23 protein-coding genes and 1 pseudogene are annotated in these 26952 nt (G+C 62.3%); 14 read left to right on the forward strand and 10 right to left on the reverse strand.

Annotated elements, in window-relative coordinates; all coding sequences use genetic code 11:
- The first annotated feature begins 123 nt into the window (after positions 1-123).
- The 5 genes from AC07X9_RS15090 to AC07X9_RS15110 all read left to right on the forward strand — a co-directional run bounded on the left by AC07X9_RS15090 (position 124) and on the right by AC07X9_RS15110 (position 8265).
- Positions 124-1362, forward strand: coding sequence for an acyl-CoA dehydrogenase family protein (locus AC07X9_RS15090; protein ID WP_026002149.1), 1239 nt, complete (start codon positions 124-126; stop codon positions 1360-1362).
- The gene (locus AC07X9_RS15095; RefSeq protein ID WP_017181715.1) at positions 1359-2441 is read left to right on the forward strand and encodes a phosphotransferase family protein; all 1083 of its coding nucleotides are present in this window, start codon (positions 1359-1361) and stop codon (positions 2439-2441) included. Before AC07X9_RS15090 ends, AC07X9_RS15095 begins: the two co-directional genes overlap by 4 nt.
- Positions 2442-2508: 67 nt before the next feature.
- Entirely contained in the window at positions 2509-5394 is a 2886-nt protein-coding gene (locus AC07X9_RS15100; protein WP_026002148.1) for a TonB-dependent receptor plug domain-containing protein, read from the forward strand.
- 91 nt (positions 5395-5485) lie between these two features.
- Entirely contained in the window at positions 5486-6784 is a 1299-nt protein-coding gene (locus AC07X9_RS15105; protein WP_017181713.1) for a spinster family MFS transporter, read from the forward strand.
- Complete coding sequence (locus AC07X9_RS15110; protein ID WP_017181712.1) at positions 6781-8265, forward strand: DUF1254 domain-containing protein; 1485 nt, start codon at positions 6781-6783, stop codon at positions 8263-8265. Before AC07X9_RS15105 ends, AC07X9_RS15110 begins: the two co-directional genes overlap by 4 nt.
- Positions 8266-8267: 2 nt before the next feature.
- Here the strand turns inward: AC07X9_RS15110 and AC07X9_RS15115 are convergent, their stop codons facing one another.
- From AC07X9_RS15115 to AC07X9_RS15150, 8 genes are all read right to left on the reverse strand, one after another.
- Positions 8268-9014, reverse strand: a complete 747-nt coding sequence (locus AC07X9_RS15115; RefSeq protein WP_026002147.1) for an SDR family oxidoreductase — start codon at positions 9012-9014, stop codon at positions 8268-8270.
- 10 nt (positions 9015-9024) lie between these two features.
- On the reverse strand, positions 9025-10023 hold the full coding sequence (locus AC07X9_RS15120; protein ID WP_017181710.1) for an acyl-CoA dehydrogenase family protein: 999 nt from the start codon (positions 10021-10023) through the stop codon (positions 9025-9027).
- 3 nt (positions 10024-10026) lie between these two features.
- Complete coding sequence (locus tag AC07X9_RS15125) at positions 10027-11202, reverse strand: acetyl-CoA C-acetyltransferase (RefSeq protein ID WP_026002146.1); 1176 nt, start codon at positions 11200-11202, stop codon at positions 10027-10029.
- 17 nt (positions 11203-11219) lie between these two features.
- Complete coding sequence (locus AC07X9_RS15130; protein ID WP_017181707.1) at positions 11220-12398, reverse strand: acyl-CoA dehydrogenase family protein; 1179 nt, start codon at positions 12396-12398, stop codon at positions 11220-11222.
- A gap of 4 nt (positions 12399-12402) precedes the next feature.
- Entirely contained in the window at positions 12403-13551 is a 1149-nt protein-coding gene (locus tag AC07X9_RS15135) for a thiolase family protein (protein WP_017181706.1), read from the reverse strand.
- On the reverse strand, positions 13548-13970 hold the full coding sequence (locus AC07X9_RS15140) for a Zn-ribbon domain-containing OB-fold protein (protein WP_017181705.1): 423 nt from the start codon (positions 13968-13970) through the stop codon (positions 13548-13550). Before AC07X9_RS15140 ends, AC07X9_RS15135 begins: the two co-directional genes overlap by 4 nt.
- 66 nt (positions 13971-14036) lie before the next feature.
- A complete protein-coding gene (locus tag AC07X9_RS15145) occupies positions 14037-14834 on the reverse strand; it encodes a helix-turn-helix transcriptional regulator (RefSeq protein WP_017181704.1) in 798 nt (265 codons plus the stop codon).
- A 2-nt stretch (positions 14835-14836) separates the two neighbouring features.
- The gene (locus AC07X9_RS15150; protein ID WP_017181703.1) at positions 14837-15454 is read right to left on the reverse strand and encodes a TetR/AcrR family transcriptional regulator; all 618 of its coding nucleotides are present in this window, start codon (positions 15452-15454) and stop codon (positions 14837-14839) included.
- A gap of 217 nt (positions 15455-15671) precedes the next feature.
- Here AC07X9_RS15150 and AC07X9_RS15155 point away from each other — a divergent pair, with 217 nt between their 5' ends.
- Positions 15672-16424 (forward strand): SDR family NAD(P)-dependent oxidoreductase, encoded by a 753-nt coding sequence (locus AC07X9_RS15155; RefSeq protein ID WP_017181702.1) that lies wholly within the window; start codon positions 15672-15674, stop codon positions 16422-16424.
- A 13-nt stretch (positions 16425-16437) separates the two neighbouring features.
- Here AC07X9_RS15155 and AC07X9_RS15160 read toward each other — a convergent pair whose 3' ends face one another.
- Positions 16438-17127 carry a carboxymuconolactone decarboxylase family protein gene (locus tag AC07X9_RS15160; RefSeq protein WP_026002145.1) on the reverse strand — a complete coding sequence of 230 codons (690 nt, stop codon included), beginning with the start codon at positions 17125-17127 and terminating at the stop codon, positions 16438-16440.
- Between the two features lie 169 nt (positions 17128-17296).
- Between AC07X9_RS15160 and AC07X9_RS15165 the strand changes: the two genes are divergently transcribed.
- From AC07X9_RS15165 to AC07X9_RS15190, 6 genes are read left to right on the forward strand one after another with little or no spacing between them, the layout of a single operon-like run.
- On the forward strand, positions 17297-18184 hold the full coding sequence (locus AC07X9_RS15165) for an SDR family NAD(P)-dependent oxidoreductase (RefSeq protein ID WP_017181700.1): 888 nt from the start codon (positions 17297-17299) through the stop codon (positions 18182-18184).
- On the forward strand, positions 18181-18933 hold the full coding sequence (locus AC07X9_RS15170; protein ID WP_017181699.1) for an SDR family NAD(P)-dependent oxidoreductase: 753 nt from the start codon (positions 18181-18183) through the stop codon (positions 18931-18933). Before AC07X9_RS15165 ends, AC07X9_RS15170 begins: the two co-directional genes overlap by 4 nt.
- Complete coding sequence (locus AC07X9_RS15175) at positions 18930-20090, forward strand: acyl-CoA dehydrogenase family protein (RefSeq protein WP_026002144.1); 1161 nt, start codon at positions 18930-18932, stop codon at positions 20088-20090. Before AC07X9_RS15170 ends, AC07X9_RS15175 begins: the two co-directional genes overlap by 4 nt.
- Positions 20087-21526 (forward strand): DUF1254 domain-containing protein, encoded by a 1440-nt coding sequence (locus AC07X9_RS15180; RefSeq protein ID WP_017181697.1) that lies wholly within the window; start codon positions 20087-20089, stop codon positions 21524-21526. The genes AC07X9_RS15175 and AC07X9_RS15180 overlap by 4 nt, the downstream gene beginning before the upstream one ends.
- Entirely contained in the window at positions 21523-22593 is a 1071-nt protein-coding gene (locus AC07X9_RS15185; protein WP_017181696.1) for a phosphotransferase, read from the forward strand. Before AC07X9_RS15180 ends, AC07X9_RS15185 begins: the two co-directional genes overlap by 4 nt.
- Positions 22590-23372 (forward strand): enoyl-CoA hydratase/isomerase family protein, encoded by a 783-nt coding sequence (locus AC07X9_RS15190; protein WP_017181695.1) that lies wholly within the window; start codon positions 22590-22592, stop codon positions 23370-23372. Before AC07X9_RS15185 ends, AC07X9_RS15190 begins: the two co-directional genes overlap by 4 nt.
- Before the next feature lie 184 nt (positions 23373-23556).
- On the opposite strand, the pseudogene AC07X9_RS15195 reads toward AC07X9_RS15190, so the two are convergent.
- Positions 23557-23840 (reverse strand): annotated as a pseudogene (locus tag AC07X9_RS15195) (transposase); the annotation flags it as partial.
- 415 nt (positions 23841-24255) lie between these two features.
- On the opposite strand from AC07X9_RS15195, the gene AC07X9_RS15200 reads away from it, so the two are divergent.
- The gene (locus AC07X9_RS15200) at positions 24256-25446 is read left to right on the forward strand and encodes an aminotransferase (protein ID WP_026002143.1); all 1191 of its coding nucleotides are present in this window, start codon (positions 24256-24258) and stop codon (positions 25444-25446) included.
- Positions 25447-25475: 29 nt separating this feature from the next.
- Positions 25476-26930 (forward strand): DNA recombination protein RmuC, encoded by a 1455-nt coding sequence (locus AC07X9_RS15205; protein ID WP_017181692.1) that lies wholly within the window; start codon positions 25476-25478, stop codon positions 26928-26930.
- Positions 26931-26952: the final 22 nt, after the last annotated feature.

The following is a 26952-nucleotide window of genomic DNA, read 5'->3' on the forward strand; positions in this document are numbered from 1 at the left end:
TCTCCTGACCAGTTTGACAGCCGACCAGTCGGTCGACTATTTATGTCTCGACCGATCGGTCGGGTGAGTCCTAAAGAAGGGGGTGAGCCGGCTCGAATCCGGCGGTATATCTGGAGTGGATGCGTGGATTTCGAACAATCGCCTAAATCCAGGGAGTGGATGGAGCGCGTAAGAGCGTTCATGGAGGAGCACATCGTTCCTGCCGTTCCCCTCTATCACCAGCAGTCCGCCGCGATTGATCGCTGGACCGAAATTCCGCCGATTTTCGACGAACTCAAGGGCAAGGCACGACAAGCGGGGCTGTGGAATATCTTCATGCCGCCATCTGAGCATGACGATGAATTTTTCACCAGTGTTGGCCTCACCAATGTCGAATATGCCCCGATCGCCGAATTGATGGGGCGGATTTCCTTCGCCAGCGAAGTGTTCAACTGCATGGCGCCCGATACCGGCAATTTCGAGGTGCTGCACCGCTACGGCACGGCAGATCAGAAGCAGCGCTTCATGGTGCCGTTGCGCGATGGGGAAACCCGCTCCGCCTTCCTGATGACGGAGCCGGCCGTCGCCTCCTCCGACGCGCGCAATATCCAGACCGATATTCGCCGGGATGGCAGTGATTACGTCATCAATGGCCGGAAATGGTGGTCGTCGGGTGCTGGACATCCGCGTTGCGACTTCTTCATCGTCATGGGCAAGACAGATGCTGACGCTGCGCCTTATCGGCAGCAGTCGATGATCCTCGTGCCTCGTCACACGCCCGGTGTGACGTTGGTGCGCCATTTGCCCGTTTTTGGCTATGATCACGCGCCCCACGGGCATTTCGAAGTGGCGCTGGACAATGTTCGCGTCCCGGCGGAAAATATGCTGCTGGGCGAGGGGCGCGGGTTTGAAATCGCGCAGGGCCGTCTTGGTCCCGGTCGTATTCACCACACGATGCGCAACATCGCAACGATGGAAGTGGCGCTGGAAAAAATGTGCCGCCGCCTCCTGTCGCGTAGGGCTTTTGGCAAGGTGATCGCCGAACACTCGGTCTGGGAGGAGCGGATCGCCAGAGCGCGCTGCGAGATCGAGATGGCGCGCCTTCTCTGCCTCAAGGCAGCCCACAAGATGGATGTTGTCGGCAGCAAGGCCGCGCGCGCGGAGATCGCCATGATCAAGATTGCCGCGCCCAAAATGGCGCAGCAGATCGTCGACGACGCAATTCAGGCGCATGGAGGCGGCGGTGTCAGTGATGATTTCGGTCTGGCGGAATTGTGGGCCAATACCCGCATCGTGCGCCTGACCGATGGGCCGGACGAGGTGCACGAGCGGCAGCTTGCCCGAATGGAGCTGGCCAAATATGCCGAAGGGAAGGGGGCGTGAGCGGCGCGCAGCCTGCCGCGACGATCGGCTCGACGGTCGATGTCGCCGTCAACAGCGCCTTCGACGAGGCCCGCCTGGCCGCCTATCTTTCTGGCCGGATTGCCGGATTTTCGGGGCCGATGCGGGTTCAGCAGTTTGAAGGCGGGCAATCCAATCCGACCTTCCTCCTGTCGACACCGGATCACAGCTATGTCCTGCGCCGCAAACCGGCCGGCATCCTGCTGAAGTCGGCTCATGCCGTGGATCGCGAATATCGGATAACCAAAGTCCTGCATGAAGCCGGGCTGCCGGTGGCGGAGCCGCTGTTGCTGTGTGAGGATGAGGATGTCATCGGCAGCATCTTCTATGTGATGCGCTATGTCCCGGGGCGCAGTTTCTGGGATCCGCGCATGCCCGGCCTCGACCGTGCCCAGCGCGCCGCCATTTATGATTCGGCCAATGAAACGCTCGCCCGCCTGCACCTCGTCGATTTCGCGGCGCTTGGGCTTGCCGACTATGGCAGGCCGGGCAACTATTTTGCGCGGCAGATTTCCCGCTGGTCGCGGCAATATGAGGCATCGCGCACCCGCGACATTCCAGAGATGGACCGGCTGCTCGCATGGTTGCCCGACGCCATCCCGGACACCGACGAACGCACCACGATCATCCATGGAGATTATTCCTTCCATAATCTGCTGGTGCATCCGACCGAGCCCAGGGTGTTGGCGGTCATCGACTGGGAATTGTCCACGCTCGGCGATCCGCTCGGCGACCTCACCTATCATATGATGGAATGGTTCAGGCCGGAGGGGGTGGATGTGCGCGGGACGTTGCAGGGGGCTGATCTCGCCGCGCTCGGCATCCCCAGCGCAGACGAATATGCCCGTCGCTATTGCGAGCGAACGGGTCTTCGGGGCGATCCGACCCATCCCTTCTACCGCGCGTTCAACCTGTTCCGGGTTGCGGCGATCCTGCAAGGGATTGCGGGGCGTGCCCGCGACGGCGTGCAGACCGCAAACAATGCCAGCGACATCGTCACGCGGATCGAGCCGCTCGCCAAGGCCGCCTGGCTGGCAGCGCAGGAGGCTGGCGCAGGCTGACCGTGTGATGGGGCAACAAGAAATATCTGGGCGCAAGACAAAATAGCTCAAATCTGAGGGAGAGATGATGATGAAAAGGTTTCAAATAGGCCGAGTAGCGCTCCTTTCCGGATGCGCGTTTGCCGGGATAGTCGCGCCGGCGCATGCGCAATCTGCCGCGACCGCAGCCAACGCCACGCCAGCGGCGGATGCCGCTGCGCCATCCGCGCAAGACATCATCGTCACCGGAACGCGCGTGGTGCGCGACGGCTATAACCAGCCTACGCCCGTCACTGTCGCGCCTACCACGGAACTGGAGAAGGCGACGCCCACCAATCTGGCAGATGCCATCAACAAGCTGCCGCAGTTCGCCAATTCGGTCAGCCCGCAATCCAACAGTCAGTTGCAGGGCAATAGCGGCGAGCATGGCAACCTGCTCAATCTGCGCGGCGTTGGCCCGACCCGTGCGCTGATCCTGCTCGACGGCATTCGCGTGCCGCCCACGACCTTCCGGGGCGCGGTGGACGTCAACACTATTCCCCAGCTGCTGATCCAGCGCGTCGATGTGGTGACCGGCGGTGCTTCAGCCGTTTATGGGTCCGACGCGGTCAGCGGCGCCGTCAACTTCGTTCTCGACAAGAAATTCACGGGCGTGAAGGGCGTGGCGCAGCGCGGCGTTTCGACGCGCGGAGATCTGGGCAACTATCGCATCGGCATCGCTGGGGGCATGAGTTTTGCAGGCGACCGGGGTCATGTGCTTGCCTCCATCGAGCGTTTTGACAGCGACGGCATCAATCGCAGCGCGCGCGTCTATGGCGATGACGCCTATGCAGCCGTGGGGTCGGTTCCCGGATCGACAGTGGCGCCGGGTCGGGCGGGCAACCCGTTCACCTTCCTGCCCAACCTGCGCTTCACGACAAATGACTATAATAATGGCATCATCACGTCGAGCACGGCCCCCTCGCTCACGAATTCGATCTTCCTGCCTGGCGGGGCCGTGCGACCGATCCAGCGCGGCACGCCCACCGGCACGCCTGGCACCAATGTCGGCGGCGATGGCCTCTATATCCCCGGCTTCAACCAGCTGATCGCCCCCCTGACGACGACGCAGGGCTTTGGCCGCATCGCCTATGACATGACGGATACGCTGACCGCCCATGTCCAGGGCAGCTATTCGCGCAGCGTCACCAGCTATGACACGCAGGCGCAATCGGTGCTCGGCTTCCGCTTCTTCAGTGGCAACGCCTTCCTCAATCCCGCGGTGCAAGCCCAGATGGGCCCCAATGATTCGTTCGCCATGTTCCGCTTCATCGCTGAACAGGGACCGATCCCGACGCGCGAAGCGACCGACGCCTATCTGATCAACAGCGGGCTTGAGTGGAACCTTGGCGGATGGAACGTCACCGCCGATTACACCCATGGCAAATCCGTCACCAAATTTGCACAGACGCAGGTTGAGGTTCCCAAGCTTGCAGCCGCGCTTGACGCAGTGCGTGCGCCAAACGGCTCGATCGTATGCCGCGTGACGCTCACCAACCCCGGCCTGTATCCAAATTGCACACCGCTCAATGTGTTCGGGGCGGGGACGCCATCTGCCGCCGATCTGCAAACGGTCCTTGGCGTTTCGCGCTATCGGGCCATGAACAGCACGGACGATTTCGTGGTTTCGGCGCGTGGCGATATTTTCGAGCTTCCGGCAGGGCCGGTCACGGTCGCCATCGGAGCGCAATATCGCCGACAGAAGCTTGATCTCACGTCCAATTCCGATCCCGCCGTGCCTGTCGATTTCACCGGCCTGCGTGGCGTGCCGGCCAATCGCCAGACCCGTTTCAACAACACCAATGTCGGATCGGCCTTTGGCAAACTCAACGTGAAGGAAGCATTTGCCGAAGCGCAGGTTCCGGTATTCAAAGGCCAGCCTTTTGCCGAGGAACTGAGCCTCAACGGTGCCTTCCGTATCACCGACTATAGCACCAGCGGAAGCGTCAAGACCTGGAAGGTGGGCGCTGTCTACAAGCCGATCAACGACATCATGTTCCGTGTCACGCGCTCACGCGATATTCGCGCGCCTTCGCTGTTCGAGCTGTTTGCGGGTGTTCAGACCCAGCCGGTGAACTTCAACGATCCGCACACCGGGACGCCGGGTTCGATCCGCCAGTTCAGCGGCGGCAATCCCAACCTTGATCCGGAAACCGGCGATACATTCGCCGCGGGCGTGGTCCTCAGCCCCAGTTTCCTGCCTGGCTTTGACATTTCGGTCGATTATTATGACCTCAAGATCAAGGGCGCCATCGCCACGCAGGGGCTGAACGACGTGGTCAATGAATGCGAAACGTCTAACGGCACCTCGCCCACTTGCGCCCTGATCGAACGGCCGCTGCCATTCAGCGACCGGACGGCCGCCAACTATCCGATTTCCGTGAGCCTGATTACACAGAATATCAGTTTCCTGCGCACCAGCGGTCTCGACATCACCATGTCGTATCGCACCAAGCTGGGCGAAGGTGATCTGACGCTGCGCGCCTTTGCCAACTATCTGGATCGCTACAAGACGCAGACCAACTCGATTGCGCCTGTGATCGATTATGCGGGCCATGGCGTCAACAGCCAGACCGGTTATGCCTATCCCAAGTTCCGGGGGACGCTCAGCGCCAATTACACCAATGGTGGTCTGACGCTTTTCGTGCAGGAGCAGATGATCGGCAAGGTGACCATCGGCAACCTGAAGAATGATCCGACCTCCTTCTACGCGGTGCCGGCGATCAAGCCTGTCTTTTATACCGACGCGACGGCTTCCTATAAATTCGACGTCCGCGGGGAGCCGGAGCTGTTCGTGACGGCGACGAACCTGCTTGATCGCAAGCCCCCGCTGGTAGCCGCCGCCGCCGCGCCGGGACTTCTCTACCCGACATTGTTCACGCTCTACAATGTCGCCGGACGCACACTGACGGCGGGGGTTCGTTTCAAGTTCTGATGGCCCACTGGACAGGGATGTTCGATAATTCGGTGAGGCGCGCCAGGTGCGGGCCTCCCTTCAATCACAAAGCCTTTCAAGAGGTAGTCGCATGAACAGCCCTCCCATCGGCCTCACCGTGCCGCCGCCGACGTCCGATGCGAGGCTGCGCCGCACGATGCTGGTCATGCTGGGCCTCGTGTCCATGTTCAACTATATCGACCGCACGGTGCTGTCGGTGCTTCAGGAACCGATCAAGCGTGAACTTGGGCTGAGCGACGGCCAGCTTGGACTGCTCACCGGCCTTGCCTTCGCGCTGTTCTACGCCACGCTGTCCCTTCCGATCGCGCGCCTGGCGGATCGATTCAATCGCCGCAACATCATCGCCGCCTCGCTCGCAACATGGAGCGGGATGACAGCACTTTCGGGCCTGGCCACCGGCTTTGGGTCTCTGGTCGCCTTCCGCATCGGGGTCGCGCTGGGGGAGGCGGGTTCAGTGCCCGCGTCCCATTCCATCATCGCTGACTATTATCCGCCCGAAAAGCGGGTCACGGCGCTAGCCCTGTGGGGGCTGGCGCTTCCGGCGGGGATTATGTTCGGCTATGCGTCGGGCGGCTGGATCGCCTCGGCATTGGGGTGGAGGCTTGCCTTCGGTGTGATTGGCGTTGCGGGTGTGGCTCTGGCCCCGCTTATGTTGCTGCTGGTCAAGGAACCTGTGCGCACCGGATCGGCGGCGTCTGCGAAGGCGGATGGCGCGCCTCCCGTGGGCGAAGCGATGCTTTTCCTGTGGCGACTGCGGACCTATCGCTTCATGCTGATTGGCACCACGCTCCACGCCTTTGCCCAATATGCGATGATGAGCTGGTCCGCGCCCTTCTACATGCGTGTCCATCACATGCCGCTTGCCGATGTTGCGTCCTGGCTGGCCCTGATGAACGGACTGGGCGGCGGCGTTGGCATCTATCTGGGTGGTCGCCTGTCGGACGCTGCGGGATCGCGCAATCCCTCTGGCCGCATCTGGGTCAGCGCTGTCGCGATGCTGCTGATGGTGCCAGCAGCGCTGGCCCAGTTTCTCATTCCCTCGCTTACAGCTTCCTTGGCGTTCGGTTTCGTCGCGACGATGCTCATGTTCTTCTATTATGGCCCGATCATCGGCGTGCCGCAGTCCATCGTCCCGCCCCGTATCCGGGCATTGACCTCTGCCGTGACATTGCTCGTGTTCAACCTGTTCGGGTTGGGCCTGGGGCCAGCGGTGACGGGATTCCTCAGCGATTACCTGGCAGCGACGGACGGGATGCAGGTCACGTCGCTGCGTTATGCGCTGGCGACAGTCATCCTGTTTTCGCTTGCGGGCGCTGGTTGTATTGGTTGGGCCTGCCGCTTTTACGCGGCGGATCTTCGGAAGCCTTGAGCATATCCGTACCATCCCTGCGCGCCTTCGCGGTGTGGCTTGCGCTCGCGATGAATATCATCGTCACGCCGGTCTGCGCAGGGCAGCCGTCCAGCCCGGCCAATACGCAGCAGCTATTTGCGGGAGAGAGCACGGCCCCCTATATGCTGGCCGTTCGGGCCACGATATGGGGCTATCCCCTGGTGCGCGCGGCGCAGTTGCGGGAGAAGGCAACCCAGCCCAGCCACCCCCTAGCGCCGCGTCCCAAGACTGTCGCCACGGCCCCGATCAACCGGATCGGGCAGGCGCGCGACCTTGCCGGACCTGATACGCGAATTGGCGTCGCACCCAATAACGACACGCTGTACAGCCTCGCCTTTCTGGACACGAAAGATGGGCCGTTCCAACTCGACACGCCGAACTTCAAGCATCGTTACTACGTCTTTCAGTTCGGCGAGGCTGATAGTTCGACCCTGACATCCTTTGGCCAGAGCAGTCATGGCAGCAAGCTGCCCCCCATTTTCATCGTCGGACCGGATTATCGGGGTCATGTTCCAAAGGGCGCACAGATTGTTCGCAGCACGCAGCGCTATCTGATGGTGGCGGGCCGCGTCCTCGTTGATGGACCGCAGGATCTGCAAAAAGTCCACCGGTTGCAGGACCAGATAAGGCTGCGGCAATGGTTGGGTCCGAACCGGCTCGTTCAGGCACCCATTGCATCCCAACGCATTCTGGCCAGTGAGGCGGATGATGTGCCCAAGGGACTGGCGCTTCTCGCCGACCTCGGCACGGTGCTTGAAGACTGGCGCGTTTCAAAAGAGGATGCTGGCCTGATTGCATCGCTACGTCCGATCGGCCTCACGATAGACAATGGCTTTCGCTACGCGCAGCTGTCGCCGTCCGTGCGTGCCGCCATGGAGCATGGCGTCGCCGACGGGCTGGCGATCATTCGGGAGAAGACACGCCATCTGGGCACGATGTCTGGCGGATGGTCGACCAGCTATGCGGGCTCCCGCTTTGGCGATGACTTCCTGTTGCGAGCGGCCGTGGCGATGGACCAAATCTATGTGCTGGACAAGGACGAGGCGCTGTATCCGGTCGCCCATCTCGATGCGCAGGGACGACAGCTTGACGGTCGGAACACATATATCCTCTGCTTTCGCAAGCAGGATCTGCCGCCAGTGGACGGTTTCTGGTCCATCACGCTCTATTATGAAAAGGGATTTCTGGCGGCCAACTCCATCAACCGCTATTCGATAGGCGACCGGACGCCGGGCATTGTCTACGGAAGGGATGGTTCGCTTGGCCTTCTTATCCAGAATGAAGATCCCGGCGCGGACAAGCGGAGCAACTGGCTTCCGGCGCCGCGCGAACCATTCATGCTGATGATGCGCCTTTATCGACCCCAACATCGGGCGGTGGACGCGCAATGGCATCCACCAGCCATCCAGCCGATCGACATGGCCAGCACGCCCGGTTCAGAAGGCTGCGGAACGCCCTGACATCAGGCCACGATCCGGCCATTGTCGATGACGATCTCCGCGCCGTTCAACCGGATCGATTCATCGGATACCAGGAACAGGACCAGATCCGCGACATGCTGCGGCTTGCCCTCATGACGACGGGCGGCTTCACGCAATTCGGGTGCAGCAAAATGATAAGCCTGACGGACCATCTCCGTGTCGTGAGAGCCAGGCAGAACCATGTTGGCGCGAACGGGATAGCCTTGCTGCTGGCAATGGACGATCAGGCTGCGCGTCATGGAGAGGACGGCTCCCTTGGCCGCGCTGTAGGCGAATACTGCCGGATTGCCGCGAATGGCCGCAACCGATGCGATGTTGACGATCGACCCGGCCCCGCTTGCCGCGAGCGCTGGCAGGCATGTCTTGCACCCCAGGAACGTCCCTTCCGCCGAAACCGCAGTCACGCGGCGGAACGACTCAAGCGAGGATTGCTCGACGGTTTCGAAGCGGGCGATGCCGGCATTATTGACCAGGGCGTCGAGACGGCCATGGACCTGCATGATCTTCGCCAACGAAGCCTGCCATTGCGTTTCGCAGGTCACGTCCAGATGCAGGGCCATGGCCGCCGGAAGCGCATCGGCGACCCGCCGCGCCGCCTGCTCGTCGACGTCTGCGACGACGACGCGCGCGCCCTCGCGCGCCAAGGCTTCGGCATCGGCCTGACCCAGGCCGTGCCCAGCTCCGGTCACAAGGACGACCTTGCCTTCAACCCTGCCTTTCGCTGCCATGACCAGTCTTTCAGGCTGCCAGAGCTTCACGCGCGGCAGCGCCGCCACCATGCAGGCGCGATAGCAGAAGCACACGGCGCAGTCCGCGTCCGACCGCAAGTTCATCGGTCACGCCCATGCCGCCGTGCAATTGCACGGCCTCTTCCGCAAGCTTCAAGGCGGCATCCCCTACATAGGCCTTCGCCGCCGTGACGGTCCGGACCCGCATATCCTCCTCGACCAACGCCGCTTTCAAAAGCATTGAGCGGGATTGCTCCAGCCAGGTGTACATCCGGGCGCAGCGATGCTGGACGACCTGGAAGCTGGCGATCGGCTTGCCAAACTGCCGCCGCTGCCCGACATAATCGACCGTCAGGTCCAGCAAAGTCGCCATCGCACCCACCAGTTCGGCAACTATCGAGAGCCCGGCAAGGGCCTGCGCTTCATCCCATTGGGTAGCGGGCAGTGTGAGCGCCACGGCCTCCGCCGCATCGAAATGCACTTGGGCCGCCATGCTCCCGTCGACCAGGCGAACCGGCGTTCTGCGGACTGCGCTATCCATGGCGTCGACCAGAAATAGCCCGCCCGTCGCTGCTTCCACCACAAAAGCGTCAGCATCCATCCCGTCACGGACGATGGCCGCCGATCCGCTGAGCTTTCCGTCCGCACATTCTCCGCCCCGTGCGAACGCCAGCAGGGCATCTCCCTGCAAGAGTCGTTCGCCCCAGCGTTCAGCAGCCGGACTGCCGACGATCGCTCGGCCACACAGCAGGATCGATTCAGCGAGCGGGGAGATGGCGAGGGCGCGTCCCATCTCCTCCGACACGATCATCACTTCCGCTGCGCCGCCCCCCAGGCCACCTGCCTGTTCCGGCATCAGCAAGGCGAACAGGCCAAGCTCGCCGAGTGCGCGCCACTCATCAAGCGGCATCGGCCCCTTCGCCATGGTCGTGGCGTCATATCGGTCCGCCAGAAAGCGGCGGACCATGTCGCGCACCATGGCCTGCTCATCGCTGAGCGCGAGGTTCATGGTTCAGAGCACCTCGATGATCGAGGCGTTGGCGATACCACCGCCTTCGCACATGGTCTGGAGACCGTAACGTTGGCCGCGCGCCTTGAGCGCATGGATGAGCGTCGCCATCAGCTTCGTGCCGGTCGCGCCGAGCGGATGACCCAGCGCGATTGCGCCGCCGTTGACGTTCAGTTTGGACGGGTCCGCGTCAAGCGCCTTCATCCAGGCCAGCGGGATGGATGCGAAGGCTTCGTTCACTTCAAACAGGTCGATGTCCTTCATCGTCATGCCCGCGCGATCCAGAACGCGGCGGGTTGCAGGGATCGGTTCCTCCAGCATGATCACCGGGTCGCCAGCCGTCACCGCCAGATTGACGATGCGGGCGATGGGCTTGAGGCCATGCGCCCGAACCGCCGCTTCGGATGCGACGAGCACGCCGCTAGCGCCGTCGCAAATCTGGCTCGCAGCGGCGGCGGACAGCGTGCCTCCCTCGCTGATCAGCTTGACCGAGCCAATCGACTCCAGTGATGCATCGGCCCGCACCCCTTCGTCGCGATCATGCACTGCCTGCTCGCCGTCCGCAGTTACGATGGGCACCGGCACGATCTCCCGGTCGAATGCGCCCGCCTTCATCGCCGCCGTCGCCTTCTGATGGCTTTCGAGCGCGAAACGGTCATGATCGTCGCGGGTGAAGCCATATTTGTCGGCGATCATCTGCGCACCGTCAAACTGGCTGAACATCGCAACCCCATAGCGCCGCTGGATGGCTTCGGAGAAAGGATTGGCGCCGATACCGCCAGACTTGGCCAATGTGATGGCTGATCCCATCGGCACGCGCGTCATGCTTTCGACGCCGCCTGCAATGACGATGTCCTGAAGGCCGGACATGACCGCCTGCGCTGCGAAATGCACCGCCTGCTGGGATGATCCGCACTGCCGGTCGATCGTCACGGCCGGCACGCTGTCGGGCAGGCTTGAAGCAAGCACGACATTGCGACCGAAGGCGAATGTCTGTTCGCCCACCTGGCTGACGCAGCCGATGATGACATCGTCGATCGCCGCAGGATCGACACCCGCGTCCGCCACCAGCGCATCCAGTATCAGTGCGCCCAGATCGGCTGGATGACAACCGGCAAGGCGGCCATTGCGGCGGCCACCGGCGGTCCGGCGTGCGGAAACGATATAGGCTTCAGGCATGATGCATCCTTCTTTGTCTAAAGGCCGAGCGCGGCCTTCGCGATGAGTGTGAGCTGAATTTCGCTGGTGCCGCCAAAGATCGACCAGGCGCGGGCGTTGAGGTAGCGCGCCGCCGCGATCTGAGCCTGGGCCGACTCGACAGGGGTCGGCACGTCCTCGCCATAAAATGGGCGTTGGACGGGTAGTTGAAGGCCGGCCAGGCCAAAGGCGTCGACCGCCAACGCCTCGATACCTTGCCGGATTTCGGACGCCAACAGCTTGGTGATCAGGCTGCGCGGGTCAGGCGCTGCGCCCTGCTCGATTTCCATCGCCGTCCGCAACTCGGTCATCTCGAGCGCTTCCGCCTCCAGTTGAAGGCGGATGGCGCGATGGGCCAGTTCGCCGGTCAGCGGCCCTGCCGATGCGCGCAATCGCTCTAGATCAGCCAGAAGCAGCGGGGCGAAGCTGGAGCCGCCCCGTTCGTTCTCCAGCAAAAATTTGGCGATCGACCAGCCTTGCCCTTCCTCGCCAACGCGCTCCGAAACCGGCACCCGGACTTCGTCGAGGAACACCTCGTTCAGTTCATGATCGCCCGATGCGCTGAGGATCGGCTTTACCGTCACGCCCGGCAGGGCCATGTCGATCAGCAGGAAGCTGATGCCTTGCTGCGGCTTTACCTCGGTATCGGTGCGGACCAGAGCGAACAGCCGGTTTGCATATTGGGCCTGCGTCGTCCAGATTTTGTGGCCCGACACGACATAGTGGTCGCCGTCGCGCACAGCGCGGGTCCGCAGACTGGCAAGGTCGGAGCCTGAGCCCGGTTCCGAAAAACCCTGCGCCCATATATGTTCACCTGTGCGCAGGCGCGGAAGATAATGGTCTTTCTGCGCCTGTGTGCCGAATGTGTAGAGTACCGGCCCCACCAGCTTCAGGCCCATTCCGGGCAAGACCGGCGCGCCTGCGTCTGCGCATTCCTTCTCGAATATCCAGCGCTGGATTGGCGTCCATCCCGGCCCGCCCGCCTCCGTCGGCCAGTGATAGACGAGCCATCCCTCGGCTTCCAGGATCGCCTGCCATTCACGCGCTATATCGGGTTCAGCGAACACGCCCGATGTCAGCGCCGCCCCGCGTCGCAGCTCCGGCGAGAGGGAAGATGCCAGAAATGCGCGAACATCGTCCCGGAATGCACACTGCTGATCGGTAAGAGCCAGATCCATCGCTTTAGCGTTCCACGATCGCAACGGCGGAAACACCGGGCGCGCCATAGACATGGCTGTAGCCAAGGCGAATCTTGCCGGGCACCTGCCGCGCGCCGGCCTGTCCGGTCAGTTGCACATAATTTTCATAGACCTGGCGCAGGCCCGATGCGCCGATCGGCTCTCCGCAGGCGAGGCACCCGCCGTCAGTATTGACTGGCAAGCGGCCATCGATCCGCGTGCGTCCCTCTGCGATCCATGCAGCCTGATCGCCATCCGCGCAAAAGCCGTTTTCGGCCATGTGCATGATTTCGGCGCCCGCTTCGGTGTCCTGAAGCTGCGCAATATCGATATCCTCCGGCCCGACCCCCGCCATGGCAAAGGCCGCCTGGGACGCCACGCTGGTAGGCGATCCGCCCCGCTCCAGATCAAGCGCCGGCGAGAATACCTCGAACGAGCCAGGAGGCCGGGTGCGAACGGCTGCGGCGCGTAGCCGCACGGCCGGAAGGCCAAGTTCGCGGGCTTTTCTGCCGCTGGCCAGCAACAGCGCCACAGCGCCTTCTCCCGGCGAGCAGAACATGAATTTGGTGAGCGGATCGCTGACCATTTGCGCATTCAGGATCGTGTCGATGTCGACAGCTTCGCGCCGCCAGGCATGGTCGGCCAGAACCCCGTTGGCAAACGCCTTTTCGGCGACCGCGCCCAGCATAGGCGGCGTTATGCCATACAGGCTCATATAGCGCTGGATCTTCATGGCGAAGAACTGGGTGGTGAGCATAAGCCCCGTCTCACCATACCAGTCCGGCAATCCCCAATCCGCCGGCAGCGGGGAAAAGGAGCCGCGCGGATGCTTGTCGAAACCCACGGCCAGCCCAAGGTCGAACTCGCCGGACTTTATCGTGCTGTAGGCACCGAACATGGCCGAACCGCCGGTCGCGCATCCGTTGGCAACATTGATGAAGGGGATGCCCGTCAGCCCCAGTTCCGACACCATCGTGTCCGCATTCCCCGCAGCATCCGATCCACCGAAGGCGAACTGGACATCGGGCCATGAGAGCCCCGCACGGTCGAGCGCCTGCCGGACGGCGAACACGCCCTGCTGAAGGCCCGAGAGGCCCGGCGTACGGCCAAAGGGATGGATTCCTACGCCCACGATGAAGACATCCTCGCTCATGCCTGGGCGCCCTTATCGGGAGCGAAGCCAAAGCTGGTGCGTGGCGTACCGTCCGCCAGCATGAACGGCAGCGGGACGACCCGCATTGCCATGCCGATTTCCAGAGCGTCAAATGCCACGTCGACCAGGCGGGCCTCGACGATCAAGGCATCGTCCAGTTCGATATAGCCCACAGCGTAAGGCTCAAACGCTTCCGGGCCAGCATAAGGCGGCGATTTGGGGCGAAACCGCTGCACCGTCCACGACCAAAGCCGGCCGGTTCGCGGCAGCACCACTTGGGCGTAGCGCGTGTCATTCGCTGGCCGCGCCGGGAAGCTGAGCCGACCGGTCGCACGATCGCGGGATGCAAGCAGGGCAATGCCCTCGCCATAGGGGCAGATCAGGTCATCGGCGATCGGAATGGACATGGTTTCGGGCACGGCTTATCTCCTTCCGAAGATATAGCGCCCGACCGTTCGGTCGGCTTCTGACCAATGCGACAGCGGCTAGTTGATCATCCCCAGAAAGCCGAGCTGCGCCGCCTTGAACATCGTCTGGTCGCGGTTAACGGCGTCCAGCTTTACTGACGCCGAACGGATGTGGAACCGCACCGTCGTGCGTTGCAGGCCCAGGATGATTCCGATTTCCTCGTTCGTCTTTCCGGCAGCCGCCCAGCGCAGACATTCAACTTCGCGCTTGGTCAACGATATGCTCCCCAGACCCGGTCTCGCGCGCGCCGTCACCTTGACATAGCTTTGCACGAACGCGCGGGCCAGCACAGCAAGTGCATCGGCGGCGCGGACATAGGCATCGGACAGGTCATTGGTTTCCGGATCGGGCGACAGGAAACTCGCCGCGCCGATCTGTCCGAATGGCAGGTGGATCGGAACCACGATCGCCGCCGCCGTCATTGCCCGGATTCGGAAATCGTGCAGATCGATGATGTCGAGCAGCGGGTTGGGCAGGCGGGTTCGAAAGCCGTGCGCGTTACACCAGAAGGGTTCGGCTTCCACCCGACATGCGTGAACGATCGGGGAGGAAAGGGCGAGTTGGGGCACCTCCCACCAGCGCGATTCGGCGCCACGAAAGCCGAATATCTCGCTTGCAAGGATAGCCCCATTGCCGTCGCGCATCGGTTCGCGTGAGGCCACATTGTGCGTGACCGCCGTGCTTAGCCCACAAATCTCCGTCACGGCGTCGCGCAGCCGCTCTGCCGCCGGTGCTATGCCGCCAGGTTCCGAAAAGCGGACCGCGTCGATCAAATCGCGGGACGGCATCGTGCAGGAATGGTTGGTTGCGGACATGGTCAGTGGTTCTTGAGGCTCAGCCCCTCGAAGAAAGGCTGGCAGATGGCGTCGGCGACATCTTCGGGCGGCCTGCGCTTCGCCAGTGGAGGGTACCATTTATAGGCCCAGTTGCACATGCCCAGGAAGCCAAGCGTGGTAAGGCCGGGATCGCATTGCCGGAAATGGCCATTTGCGATCCCCTGTTCGATAATCCCGCGCATCCGCTGAAGATAGGCGTTGCGTTGCGTCCGGATATGGTCGCGCATCTTGCCTTCGAGATCTTCATAATGATCCATGAAGGCCCGGACATAACCCGGATGCTCGGCTATCTGGCGCAATATGTCGATACAGGCGGCGCGCAGGCGATCGAGCGGATCGTCCGATTCTCCCTCGCCATCCAGTCCGGCCAGCAGCGCGCTCATGTGCGCATCGTGCATCGCAAAGAGAATGGCATTCTTGCTTGGGAAATAGTGATAAAGGGTCGGCTTGCCGAGGCCCACCTCGTCGGCGAGCATCTGCATTGACGCCTTGTGATATCCGACCCGGTCGAACAGCGCCGCGCAATGCCTCAATATCTCATTGCGTTTTTCGTCATGCGCTTCAGTCGTCTGCCGTTTCTTTGCTGCTTGTCGCGCCATTGTCGGCTTTGTTCCCTATGTCTGCGCCGGTCAGCCTGGCCGACGCCTTTCGTTCTGGCCATTGGATAGCCCGAACGGTCGCCGGATCACAATCGATGATGACCCAGTTGACCGAGCGGATGCATCCCACCTCTCCAAAAGGTAAGTCGACCGTCTGGTCGGTTCGTTCTAGGGATGACGGCTGGATCACAGGATTGCAAGCATAAGGACGCGAACAATGCAACTTGAAGGCAAGACAGCGCTGGTCACCGGCGCTAGTTCGGGTTTGGGCCGGCATTTCGCTCGCCTGCTGGCGCGGGAGGGGGCAACCGTCTTGGCTGCGGCGCGCCGCATCGACGCGCTTCGCGCGCTCTCCAATGAAATTGAGCAGGAGGGCGGAGATTGCATCCCTGTCGCCATGGACGTGACTGATCCGGAAGCGGTCATGGCAGCCTTTGGGCAGATTGAACGGGACATCCCAAGCGCGCTTTCGATCGTCGTCAACAATGCGGGCGTCGCGCATACCCGTGCGGCGCTCGATCTTGACGCGACCGAATGGGCGCAGGTGCTTCAGCCCAATCTGACCGGCGCTTTCCTTGTGGCCCAACAGGCCGCGAGAGCAATGCGGAGCAGGGGTGGCACGATCGTCAATGTGGCCTCTATCCTTGGGGAGCGCGTGTCCAAGGGACTGGCAGCCTATGCCGCCAGCAAGGCCGGCCTTATCCAGCTGACGAAGGCGCTCGCACTGGAATGGGCCACGCTCGACATCCGGGTCAATGCGCTAGCGCCCGGCTATATCGAGACTGACCTCAACCGGGATTTCTTCGCGTCCGAAGCGGGCCAGCGACTCATCTCGCGCATTCCGCAAAAGCGACTGGGTCAGATGCAGGATCTGGATGGGCCGCTGCTGCTGCTATGTTCCGATCAGTCGCATTACATGACAGGTTCCGTCATCGCCGTGGATGGCGGGCATCTTGTAAGCGGTCTTTGAACGGGGGCGTCTTTCAGGCGTCCATGGCAGTCGCGCCGATCACCCAGGCGGAGAGGCCGGCTGTCGGTACAGCGCAGATCACGGCTTCCGCTACTGCCTCCTCGCTGGCGCCTGCGGTGCGCGCGCCTTTCATGTGCACGGACGCCCACGAACTATAGTCGGCGACAAGCACGGTGACGAGCAGCAACTCGGCGTAAATCGGCCCCAGCGCGGTGCCTGATAACGTGCCCTCGCGCATCAGATAATATGCGTCGGCACCCAGCGGCTTGACCTCCAACAGCTTGGCCAAGGATGGCGGCATCGTGCCGAAATATTGAAGGAAGTTGGCCTCTGCTGCGCCCTCTTCCACGATCATGTCGTCGTCGGGCCAGTCGGGGTCTGCGGCCCCGGAATATATCTCGCGAAAAAGAGTATGGAAGCGCAGCGACGCGCCCTCACCCCGCACGCTTGCCAGGATCGCGATCGCCGCACCGGCTTCCGCCTCGGTCAGCCCGGCCGCCTGGGCTGCCGCCAACTCCCGCGCTGCAAGCTCCCCATAGCCCTTCACCGTGGCTGCGCAGGCCACGAACAATCGTTTCACCTTTGCTGGAACGGCGCCATCGCTATCAATGATGGAGCGCCAGCGACGGAAGCCCGCGATCGTTTTCGGCGCGTCGCGGCGCAGGCGGCCCAGACTGGCGAGGGTGGGTAGATGATCAGACATCGTCTCTCCGATAAAATACAGACCGTCCGGTCGGTTGAACATGGCTATGCCGCTTCGTGCGTGGGGTCAACTGTCCCATAGGTGGTTGACGTCCGACCGGACGGTCGACTACATCGCACCCTATAACGGGCCGATCCAATTCGGCCGACATGAGAGGAGTACGCTCCCGATGAAAGACTTCAAGGGCCGGACGGCAGTCATTACCGGCGCGGGCAGCGGCATCGGCGCGGCGCTCGCGCATGTCGCCGCGCAAGAGGGCATGAACCTGGTCCTTGCCGACATCAATCTTGCCGACCTTGAAGCGGTAGCCGCGACCATCGACTGTTCGGCAATCATGCTCCAAAGGACCGATGTGGCCGACCCGGAAGCGGTTCAGGATCTTGCCGACAGCGCATGGTCCCGTTTTGGTGAGGTATCCTTGCTGTGCAACAATGCCGGCGTCGTGCCTGGGGGGCGTCACCGGCCCGTCTGGGAATATGCGCTGGAGGATTGGCGCTGGGCCTTTGGCGTGAACGTGGATGGCGTAATCAACGGCATCCGCAGTTTCGTGCCCAGGATGCTGGCAGAGGAACGGTCGGGGCATATCTTGAATACCGCATCCGTCGCCGGGTTTGTGAGTGGCGAAGGCTCGGCTGTCTATGGCGCGTCAAAACATGCTGCCGTGCGCGTTACCGAAGCCCTTTATGCTGGCCTGCGTGCGCGCAATGCTCCCATTGGTGTCACTATGCTATGTCCTGGTCTGGTCGCGACACGCATTTACGAGGCCGAGCGATCGCGGCCCGCCCATTTGCGATCAGCCCTTGGGCGCCCTGTGGAAGCGCCCGAATTTCAGTCCATTTCCGACAAGCTGTTCCAAAACGCGCCGTCTCCGGAACAGGTCGCTGCGGAGGCATTTGACGGCATCCGCAAGGATCAGTTCTACGTCTTCACCTCAGCGCGGTACGACGGGGCGATCGCACAAAGGACGCAAGCCATTTTGAACCGGGAAAATCCCCAGTTCGACAGTTTGATCTCACTCAGCGAAGGCAAGGCTGATCTGGATAAGGAAAAATTATGAGCAGGCTGGACTCGCGGATCGCGCTGATTACCGGCGCCGCCTCTGGCATCGGGCTCGCTACGGCCCGGCGTTTTGCGGAGGAGGGCGCGAAAGTCGTGTTGGCGGACCGCAACGGTGACGCCTTGTCGACTGCTTGCGCATCACTGTGCGGTGACGGGCATGATATGGCGACGATGGATGTAACCGACGAGCAGGCATGGGCGGCGCTTGCCGATAGGATCGGCGCACGGTTCGGGAAACTAGACATTCTGGTGAACAACGCCGGGTTCGGCAAATTCGCGTCCATTGCCGACACGACTTTGGCGCAGTGGCGGTCGATCCTGGCCGTCAATCTGGACAGCGTGTTCCTGGGGACAAAATATATGCTGCCTTTGCTCGCTGCCTCCGGCCATGGCGCGATCGTAAACATGTCCTCGATTCGCGGTATCGTGGCCGGCGCCGGCACCGGTTCCTACAGCGCCGCGAAGGGTGGCGTTCGTATGTTCACCAAGGCGACTGCGATTGAATGCGCGGAGGCAGGCAATGGGGTACGCGCCAATTCCATTCATCCCGGCCACATCGCCACGCCCCTGACCGCGCCGGCCTATGCCGATGCGGAGATCGCCAAGACCCTGCTGGCGGACGTCCCGATTGGCCGGATCGGGCAGGCGGAGGAGATCGCGGACGGGATCCTTTTCCTGGCAAGCGATGAATCCCGTTACATGACGGGCGCCGAACTGGTGATCGATGGGGGGAGCACCGCGCAATGACCGATCGAGCTATGGCCATCGCGACGAAGGTGGAAGCCTTCGTCCGCAATGAAGTAATCCCCTATGAAAAGGACAGTCGGCTGGGCTTCCATGGCCCGGAGGACGCACTGGTCAGGGAGTTGCGCGCAAAGGCGCACATGGCGGGCGTCCTCACGCCGCACATCCTGGAAGACGGGTCGCACCTGACGCAGCGGGAGACAGCCATCGTCGTCATAAAGACGGGGCTGTCGCCTCTCGGCCCGCTCGCGTGCAACACGGCCGCGCCTGACGAGGGCAACATGTATTTGCTGGGTAAGGTCGGGAGCGCGGAGCAGAAGTCGCGCTTTCTCGAACCATTGGTGAGCGGCGAAGCGCGATCGGCCTTCTTCATGACGGAGCCTGCCGAATCCGGGGGGGCGGGGTCCGACCCGTCGATGATGCAGACGACCTGCCGTCTGGATGGCAATCACTGGGTGATCAACGGCCGCAAGAAATTCATCACCGGCGCGGATGGTGCGCGCGTGGGCATCGTCATGGCCCGATCCGACGATGGCGCATGCATGTTCCTGGTCGACTTGCCCGACCCTGCCATCCGAACAGTGCGCGTGATCGATACGATCGACAGTTCAATGCCCGGCGGGCATGCGGAAGTCGACATCGTCGACCTTCGCGTGTCGGCGGACCAGATGCTGGGCGCGAGCGGTGAAGGCTTTGCCTATGCGCAAATCCGCCTCAGCCCCGCCAGGCTTTCTCATTGCATGCGCTGGCTTGGGCTTGCGATGCGCGCGCACGAAATCGCGACGGACTATGCCTGCCGTCGCCATGCCTTTGGCAAGCCGCTCGTCGATCATGAAGGCGTCGGCTTCATGTTGGCGGACAATCTCATTGATCTGAAGCAGGCGGAACTGATGATCGACTGGTGCGCCGGCGTGCTCGACACCGGATCGCTCGGCACCGCCGAAAGCTCGATGGCCAAAGTCGCCGTGTCGGATGCGCTGTTCCGTGTCGCTGACCGATGCGTTCAGGTGATGGGCGGAACAGGCGTGTCTGGCGACACTATTGTCGAGCAGGCGTTCCGGGAAATCCGTGCCTTTCGTATCTATGATGGTCCAACCGAGGTCCACAAATGGAGCCTCGCCAAAAAGATAAAGCGGGACTGGAAGGGGGGGCAGGCATGATTGCCGGACGATATGCGCGCGCCGCGAAATCGCTGCTGTTGCTCCTGCCACTCCTGGCATCGACGTCGCTACATGGTCAGGCTGGGAATTTTGCCGCACCCGAAGCCCCCGACACGCAATCCGGCTATGGCGAGGATCTGCTGCCAAGGGACGAGAAGGACCGCGCCGCCCTGCTTCATACCATCGCGTTCGATGCGACCGTCTATGGCATGTCGGCTTATCTGCATTATGAGCAGCTTTATCGGCAGGTGTTCGATCGCGGTTCGGACAACTATACCGGCTTCAACCGCTTCGCCCATGATCGCAACCTTGCCGGGCCTGACTATGCCACGTTCAAGGTTCCCAACACCGATACGCTCTATTCGACCGCATGGATCGACCTCAGCAAGGGGCCGGTCGAAATCGATATTCCGGCGACGCAGCTCAAATATTTCACGCTCAACATCTTCGACATCTTCGGTAATCCCAGCAATTTGAGCAACCGGACGATCGGATTTGAAGGCGGTCGTTTTCTGCTGGTCCCGCGTGACTGGAGTGGAACCCCGCCCGAAGGCGTGCGCATATATCGGGCGGCCACGCCCCAGCTCTGGATACTCATGCGCGCCTTCGCCCACTCCGACGGCGATGTGCAGAAGGCGCGGGCCTTTCAGGACGCGGTCAGGATTATTGTTCCGCAGGGCGTTGGAATGGCGAACGAATCCGGCATTCCAACCCCGCCGCCGCCTGCGCCGGGGGCCATCGGCTATCTTCGCGTCCTCGACTATGTTCTTCGGGCCGATGGCTGGCAGCCGGGTGAGGACGCGCTGGTATCGCGCTTCCGGCCGATCGGCATATTGGGTGACAAGGGGTTTGATCCCGACGCGCTGAGCCCTTCGGCGCGGGCGGCGATTGAAAGCGGTTATACAGAGGCGCTGGCCATGCTTACCCGTGCCAAGTCGCAATTGGGCGAACCCACCGGTACTGGTTGGATGAAGGTCAACAAGGGCGTCTATGGTTTCAACTATGTCCGCCGGTCGGTCATCAATATCGCGGGGCTGGGCGCGAATGTGCGCGAAGAAAATGCCTCCTACACGACCTTTGTCGATGGTAAGGGCGCAGTGCTGGATGGCGCGTCGTCCCGCTACACGCTCCGGCTGCAAACACCGCCACCCGTCAACAGCTTCTGGTCCGTCACGCTATACGACGCAAAGACATTCGCTCTCTATCCCAATCCTTTGAACCGCTATTTGGTAAGCGATCGGACCAAGGGGTTGAAGGTGCAGAAGGATGGATCGATCGACATCCGGATTCAGCACAAAGCCCCGGCCGGCGGGAACTGGCTTCCCGCTCCGGCCGGGCCGTTTTTCGTCGTCATTCGCGCCTATGGACCAAAACCGGAAATGCTCAACGGCCATTGGTTGCCGCCGGCCATTGCGCAGGAGCAGGGCGGGCGATGAGCGCTTTGGTCGATGCCAATAGCGGCACCGCCGCCGTTCGCCCTGGTTATGAACTGGACCTGGGCGCGCTGGACCTGTGGATGCGCGCCAATGTTGCCGATTATGCGGGACCGCTCGGCATAGAGCAGTTCAAGGGTGGCCAGTCCAATCCGACCTACAAGCTGATCACGCCCGGCAAGACCTATGTCTTGCGCAAGCAGCCGCCCGGCCCCTTGCTCAAGGGCGCCCATGCGCTCGATCGGGAAGCACGCGTGCTGACCGGCCTTGCGCACGCCGGTTTCCCGGTCGCCGCCGTCCATGGCCTGTGCAGCGATCCAGCCATTATCGGCACCATATTCTATGTCATGGACATGGTGGAAGGGCGCATCTTCTGGGACGCAGCAGTTCCGGGCGTATCAACCGCTGAACGATCCGCCCTGTTCGATGCGATGAACGCGACGATCGCAGATCTTCATAGTGTCGACCATGTCGCAGCCGGGCTGGCGGACTATGGCCGGCCCGGCAACTATTTCGAACGGCAGATCGCGCGCTGGTCCCGCCAATATGCCGAAGATGCAGAGGCAGGCCGTGATCCCTATATGGACCGGCTTGTGGAATGGCTCCCCCTCCATATCCCGTCGGGTGAAGAAACGAGCATCGTCCATGGCGACTTTCGCATCGATAATCTGATCTTCCACCCAACGCAGCCGCGCGTGCTGGCGGTGCTCGACTGGGAGCTTTCGACGCTGGGGCATCCGGGCGCCGACTTTGCCTATCATGCGATGATGTATCGCATGCCGCCCCATATCGTCGCCGGGCTTGGCGGGCGCGACCCGGCCTCGCTCGGCATCGCCGATGAAGAGGCCTATCTCGCCGCCTATTGTCGGCGCAGGGGACTAGCGGACATGCCGGGGTACGACTTTTACATTGCGTTCAATTTCTTTCGGCTCGCGGCGATTTTCCATGGCATCAAGGGCAGGGTGATCCGCGGCAATGCCTCCTCCGCGCAGGCCCGTGAGCGCGTTGCGGTGCTGCCGGAACTTATGCGCCTTGCGTGGCAGCAGGCGGAAAAAGCAGGTGCCCGATGAGCAGTCCGGCCATCACGCTCGACATCCAGGACAGCGTCGCATGGCTGACGCTGGCGCGGCCGGACAAGCGCAATTCGGTCGATCCCGCATTCGCATTGCGACTCCATGAACTGGCGGAGCGATGCGCGGCAGACCCTGCGATACGATGTGTCGTCCTTACCGGAAGCGGCAAATTTTTTTGCGTCGGTGGCGACATTGACGCCTTCTCTGCAGCTGGCGACGATGCCGAAGCGGCGGTTGGCGCTCTCGCGCGGAGTTTCCACGCCGGCATCTATCGGCTTGCCACGATGGAAAAGCCTCTGGTCACGGCGATCAATGGGCCTGCAGCCGGCGCGGGGCTAAGTCTTGCCATCATGGGGGATATCGCACTTGCTGCCGATTCTGCCCATTTCACTTCGGCCTACAGCGCTGTTGGACTGACGCCGGACGGCGGCGCATCATGGTGGCTGCCACAGCTTATCGGCATGCGGCGGGCGCAGGAGATGCTGTTCACCAATCGAAGGATCGGGGCGCAGGAAGCGGCATCCATCGGCCTTGTTACGCGCGTGGTCCCTGACGATGCACTGCATGTCGAAGCGTCCGCGGTCGCAACGGTGCTGGCAAAGGGGCCAGTCCGCGCTCTGGCCCGATGCCGCGCCCTGCTGATGGAATCGGCGAACGCTGGTTTGCGCGACCAACTGGATCGCGAGGCCGCCTCGATCGCTAAGTCCGCCGGCGCAGTCGAAGGCCAGGAAGGCGTCGCCGCCTTCCTGGCGAAGCGATCACCCCATTTTGTATAGTCGCGTGTTGATGGGCAAAGCATGTCATAATTCGATGAGCATTGTATCCGGTTCGACAGGTCTGCGCACTTGTCTTGAGGCCTAAGCAACTCAACTTTCCACCCAATCCGGATGACGGGACCGTTCCACCATTCGTCGGGTATCTGATTCGTATTTATGTCGAACCCGACATGCTCAGGACAGGCTTGAGATAGGTCGCGTTGATCATCACCGTCCTGCGTTCGGAAGACCGAGGCGCTTTCAGACCTTCCATCATCCGAAGGAAACCCACCGCTTCCAGCGATTGCAAAGCGTCTTGTGCGGCCGGTCGTCCTTCGGTGCATCCCTCCAGCGCAACCCATTCCGGTTGACGAAATTGATCCCGCTCAACACCCGGCGATCGTCAACACGCAGTTTGCCATGGCTTTCGGGAAAGTGGGGCTCAATTCGAGCCATCTGCTCGTCCGTCAGCCAATACAGGCCGCTCATCTTCAATCTCCTCGCAGAGCCTGAATCAGATCGAGCCAGTCATATCAATGGGTCCTGACCGCTAGTCAGATGCTCTCAAAATGGTGCTATCAAGCGCGAACAAATATCAGGGTCGCTTCACCCGCCCGCTAACGCTCGCGATATTTTTCGCCGCAATCGGGGGTCAACCGTCAGGGCTGGAATGGATCAGGACCGGACGATAGTAGCCGATAGATGGTTTGCGGATGTCTTTGAAAGTAACTCAGCGATATCAACAGCATAGTATTGCCAAGGACTCCAGGCCGGCACCATTTGGGGAAAAATATTCTCCACAATGAATTCAATATCTTGATATGCTCCCGAACAATCGAGTGGGAATAATCGGACGGCACCGATTACCCCGTTGGCGCAAGCTGCCGCAGCGGTGGAGACTGACATGACCGGCGCCGCTCTTGGCCATCCCGTCTATCGGGACATGCCGACCACCATTTTCGAACAGATGTCGGCGCTCGCGCGTGAAACCGGGGCGATCAATCTGGGACAGGGTTTTCCCGACACGCCGGGACCGGCGGATATTCTGAACGTCGCGGCCGACGCGCTGCTCAGCCGGTCCAACCAATATCCGCCCATGGCTGGTCTGCCGGAACTGCGCGCTGCGGTGGCGAGCCATTATGCGGCGCATCAAGGTCTGGCGCTGACCCCGCAGGACGTCATCGTGACGTCCGGTGCGACCGAGGCGATTGCCGCGACCTTGCTGGCGCTGGTGCAGCCGGGCGACGAGGTGCTGGTGCTGGCCCCGCTTTATGACGCCTATCTGCCCCTGATCGAGCGGGCTGGGGGTGTGGCGAAGGTCGTGCGGCTTACCCCGCCGGAGTGGCGGATCACGCAAGCGGCGCTGGCGGCGGCGTCACCCCGCACCCGCTTCCTGTTGATGAACAATCCGGTCAATCCGACCGGCATCGTCCTGCGCGACGGCGAGTTGGCGCTGCTGGCGCGCTTCTGCGTCGATCGCGACCTGATCGCCATATGCGACGAGGTGTGGGAGCATCTGACCTTTGACGGCTTGCGCCACCGCCCGCTGATGGCGCAGCCGGGCATGGGCGAGCGGACGGTGAAGATCGGATCGGCGGGCAAGATTTTCTCCCTGACCGGCTGGAAAGTCGGATGGATGTGCGCCGCGCCGCCGATTGTCACGCTGCTGGCGCGGGCGCACCAATTCCTCACCTTCACCACGCCGCCGAACCTGCAATGGGCGGTTGCCAAGGGGCTGGCCAAGCCGGTCGAATGGTTCGGCGCGATTCGCGCAGACTATCAGGCGTCGCGTGACCGGCTGGTAACGGGACTGCGGGCGGCGGGGTTCGTCCTGTTGCCCAGCCAGGCGACATGGTTCGTCTGCGTCGATCTGCCCGCCAGCGGCATCGCCATGGACGATCGCGAATTTTGCGAGCGCATCGTGCGCGACGCCGGGGTCGCGGCGATCCCGATCTCCGCCTTCTATCCCGATGAACCCGTCACCCATCTGGTCCGTCTGTGCTTTTCCAAGGCGGACGCTGTGCTGGATGAGGCGGTTGCGCGACTGGCCGACTTTCGCCGACGGGTGGTTGCAGGGTCTGGCGAAGGGCGCTAAGTTCCCTTTTCGTTCCAAAAGGGCTGCTCATGGAAATCCTGCCGATCCTGTTGATTGTCGTTGCATTGCTCATCGGGTTGGCGGTTGGCTGGCTGCTGCGCGGGAAGGCGCTTGGCCCGCTGATGGCGGAGAAAACCGACCTTGCAGGCCGACTGGAGATGGCGGTCAGTCAGCGCAACGCGGCGATCAGCGAACTGGCGGTGGAGAAGGAGCGGGTGGCGCAGGCGGCGGCATCGGCGCAGCGGCTGGAAGCGGCGCAGACCGCGCTTGCCCAGCGGCTCGACACCGCGCAGGCCGAGCGCGAGGCGGCCTTGCGCGACCTGGCGGCGCTCCAGTCGGATACGCAGGCGCGGGCGGAAGCCTTCGAAGCGCAGATCGTGGCGCTTCGCGACGCCAAAGAGCAATTGTCGGCCCAGTTCAGCGAAATTGGCGGCAAGCTGCTGGGGGAAGCGCAAAAGACCTTCCTCGATCGGGCCGACCAGCGGTTTGCCCAGGCGAACGAGAAGAGCGAGGCGCAGCTCAAGACGCTATTGTCCCCGGTCGAAACGACGCTCAAACGCTACGAGGAAGGCCTCCAGCGGGTCGAGAAGGATCGCGTCGGCAGCTATGCCGAACTGCGCGAGGCGGTAAACCAGGTGCAGCTGGGACAGGGGCAGGTCCGCGAAGAAACCGCCAAGCTCGTCAATGCGCTGCGCGCCGCGCCCAAGACGCGGGGTCGCTGGGGCGAACAGCAGTTCAAGAATCTGATCGAAACGGCGGGCCTGTCTCCCTTCGTCGATTTCAGCGAGGAAGTTTCGGTGACGGTCGAGGATGGCCGTTTGCGCCCCGACTTCATCATCCGCCTGCCCGGCGACCAGCAGATGGTGGTCGATGTCAAATGTTCGCTCGTCGCCTATCTCAATGCCGTCGATCAGGTCGATCCCGCGCTTCGCGACGCGCATATGGCCGACCATGCCCGTGCTATGCGGACCCATGCCGACGCGCTGGGACGCAAGGCCTATTGGGAGCAGTTCGACAAGGCGCCCGATTTCGTCATCATGTATGTGCCGGGCGATAATTTCGTCACCGCCGCGCTGGAGGCGGACATGGACCTGTGGGAACGGGCGGCGAAAAACCGGGTCATCATCTGCGGCCCTGCGACCTTCCTGCCGCTCGCGCGGACGCTGGCGGGGCATTGGCGGCAGGCCAAGTTGCAGGATCAGGCGCGACAGGTCGGCCAGTTGGGCAAGGAATTATATGAGCGGCTGGCGGCGGCGGCGGCATCGCTCAAGAAGCTCGGCAACCGGCTGCACGGCGCGGTGGGCGACTATAACGCCTTTGTCGGCAGCTTCGAAAGCCGGGTGCTGGTGACCGGGCGCAAGCTGCGCGACCTCAATATCGAGACGGGCGGCAAGGAATTGGAGGAACTGGCGCCGGTCGATGCGCTGGTGCGTGATCCAGCTTCGGCCGAGGCGCTGCGGGCGTTGCCGGACGCGGCGGAGTAAATAGACATTGTTCCGTTCGTTT

The organism is Sphingobium sp. GW456-12-10-14-TSB1 (assembly GCF_059424385.1).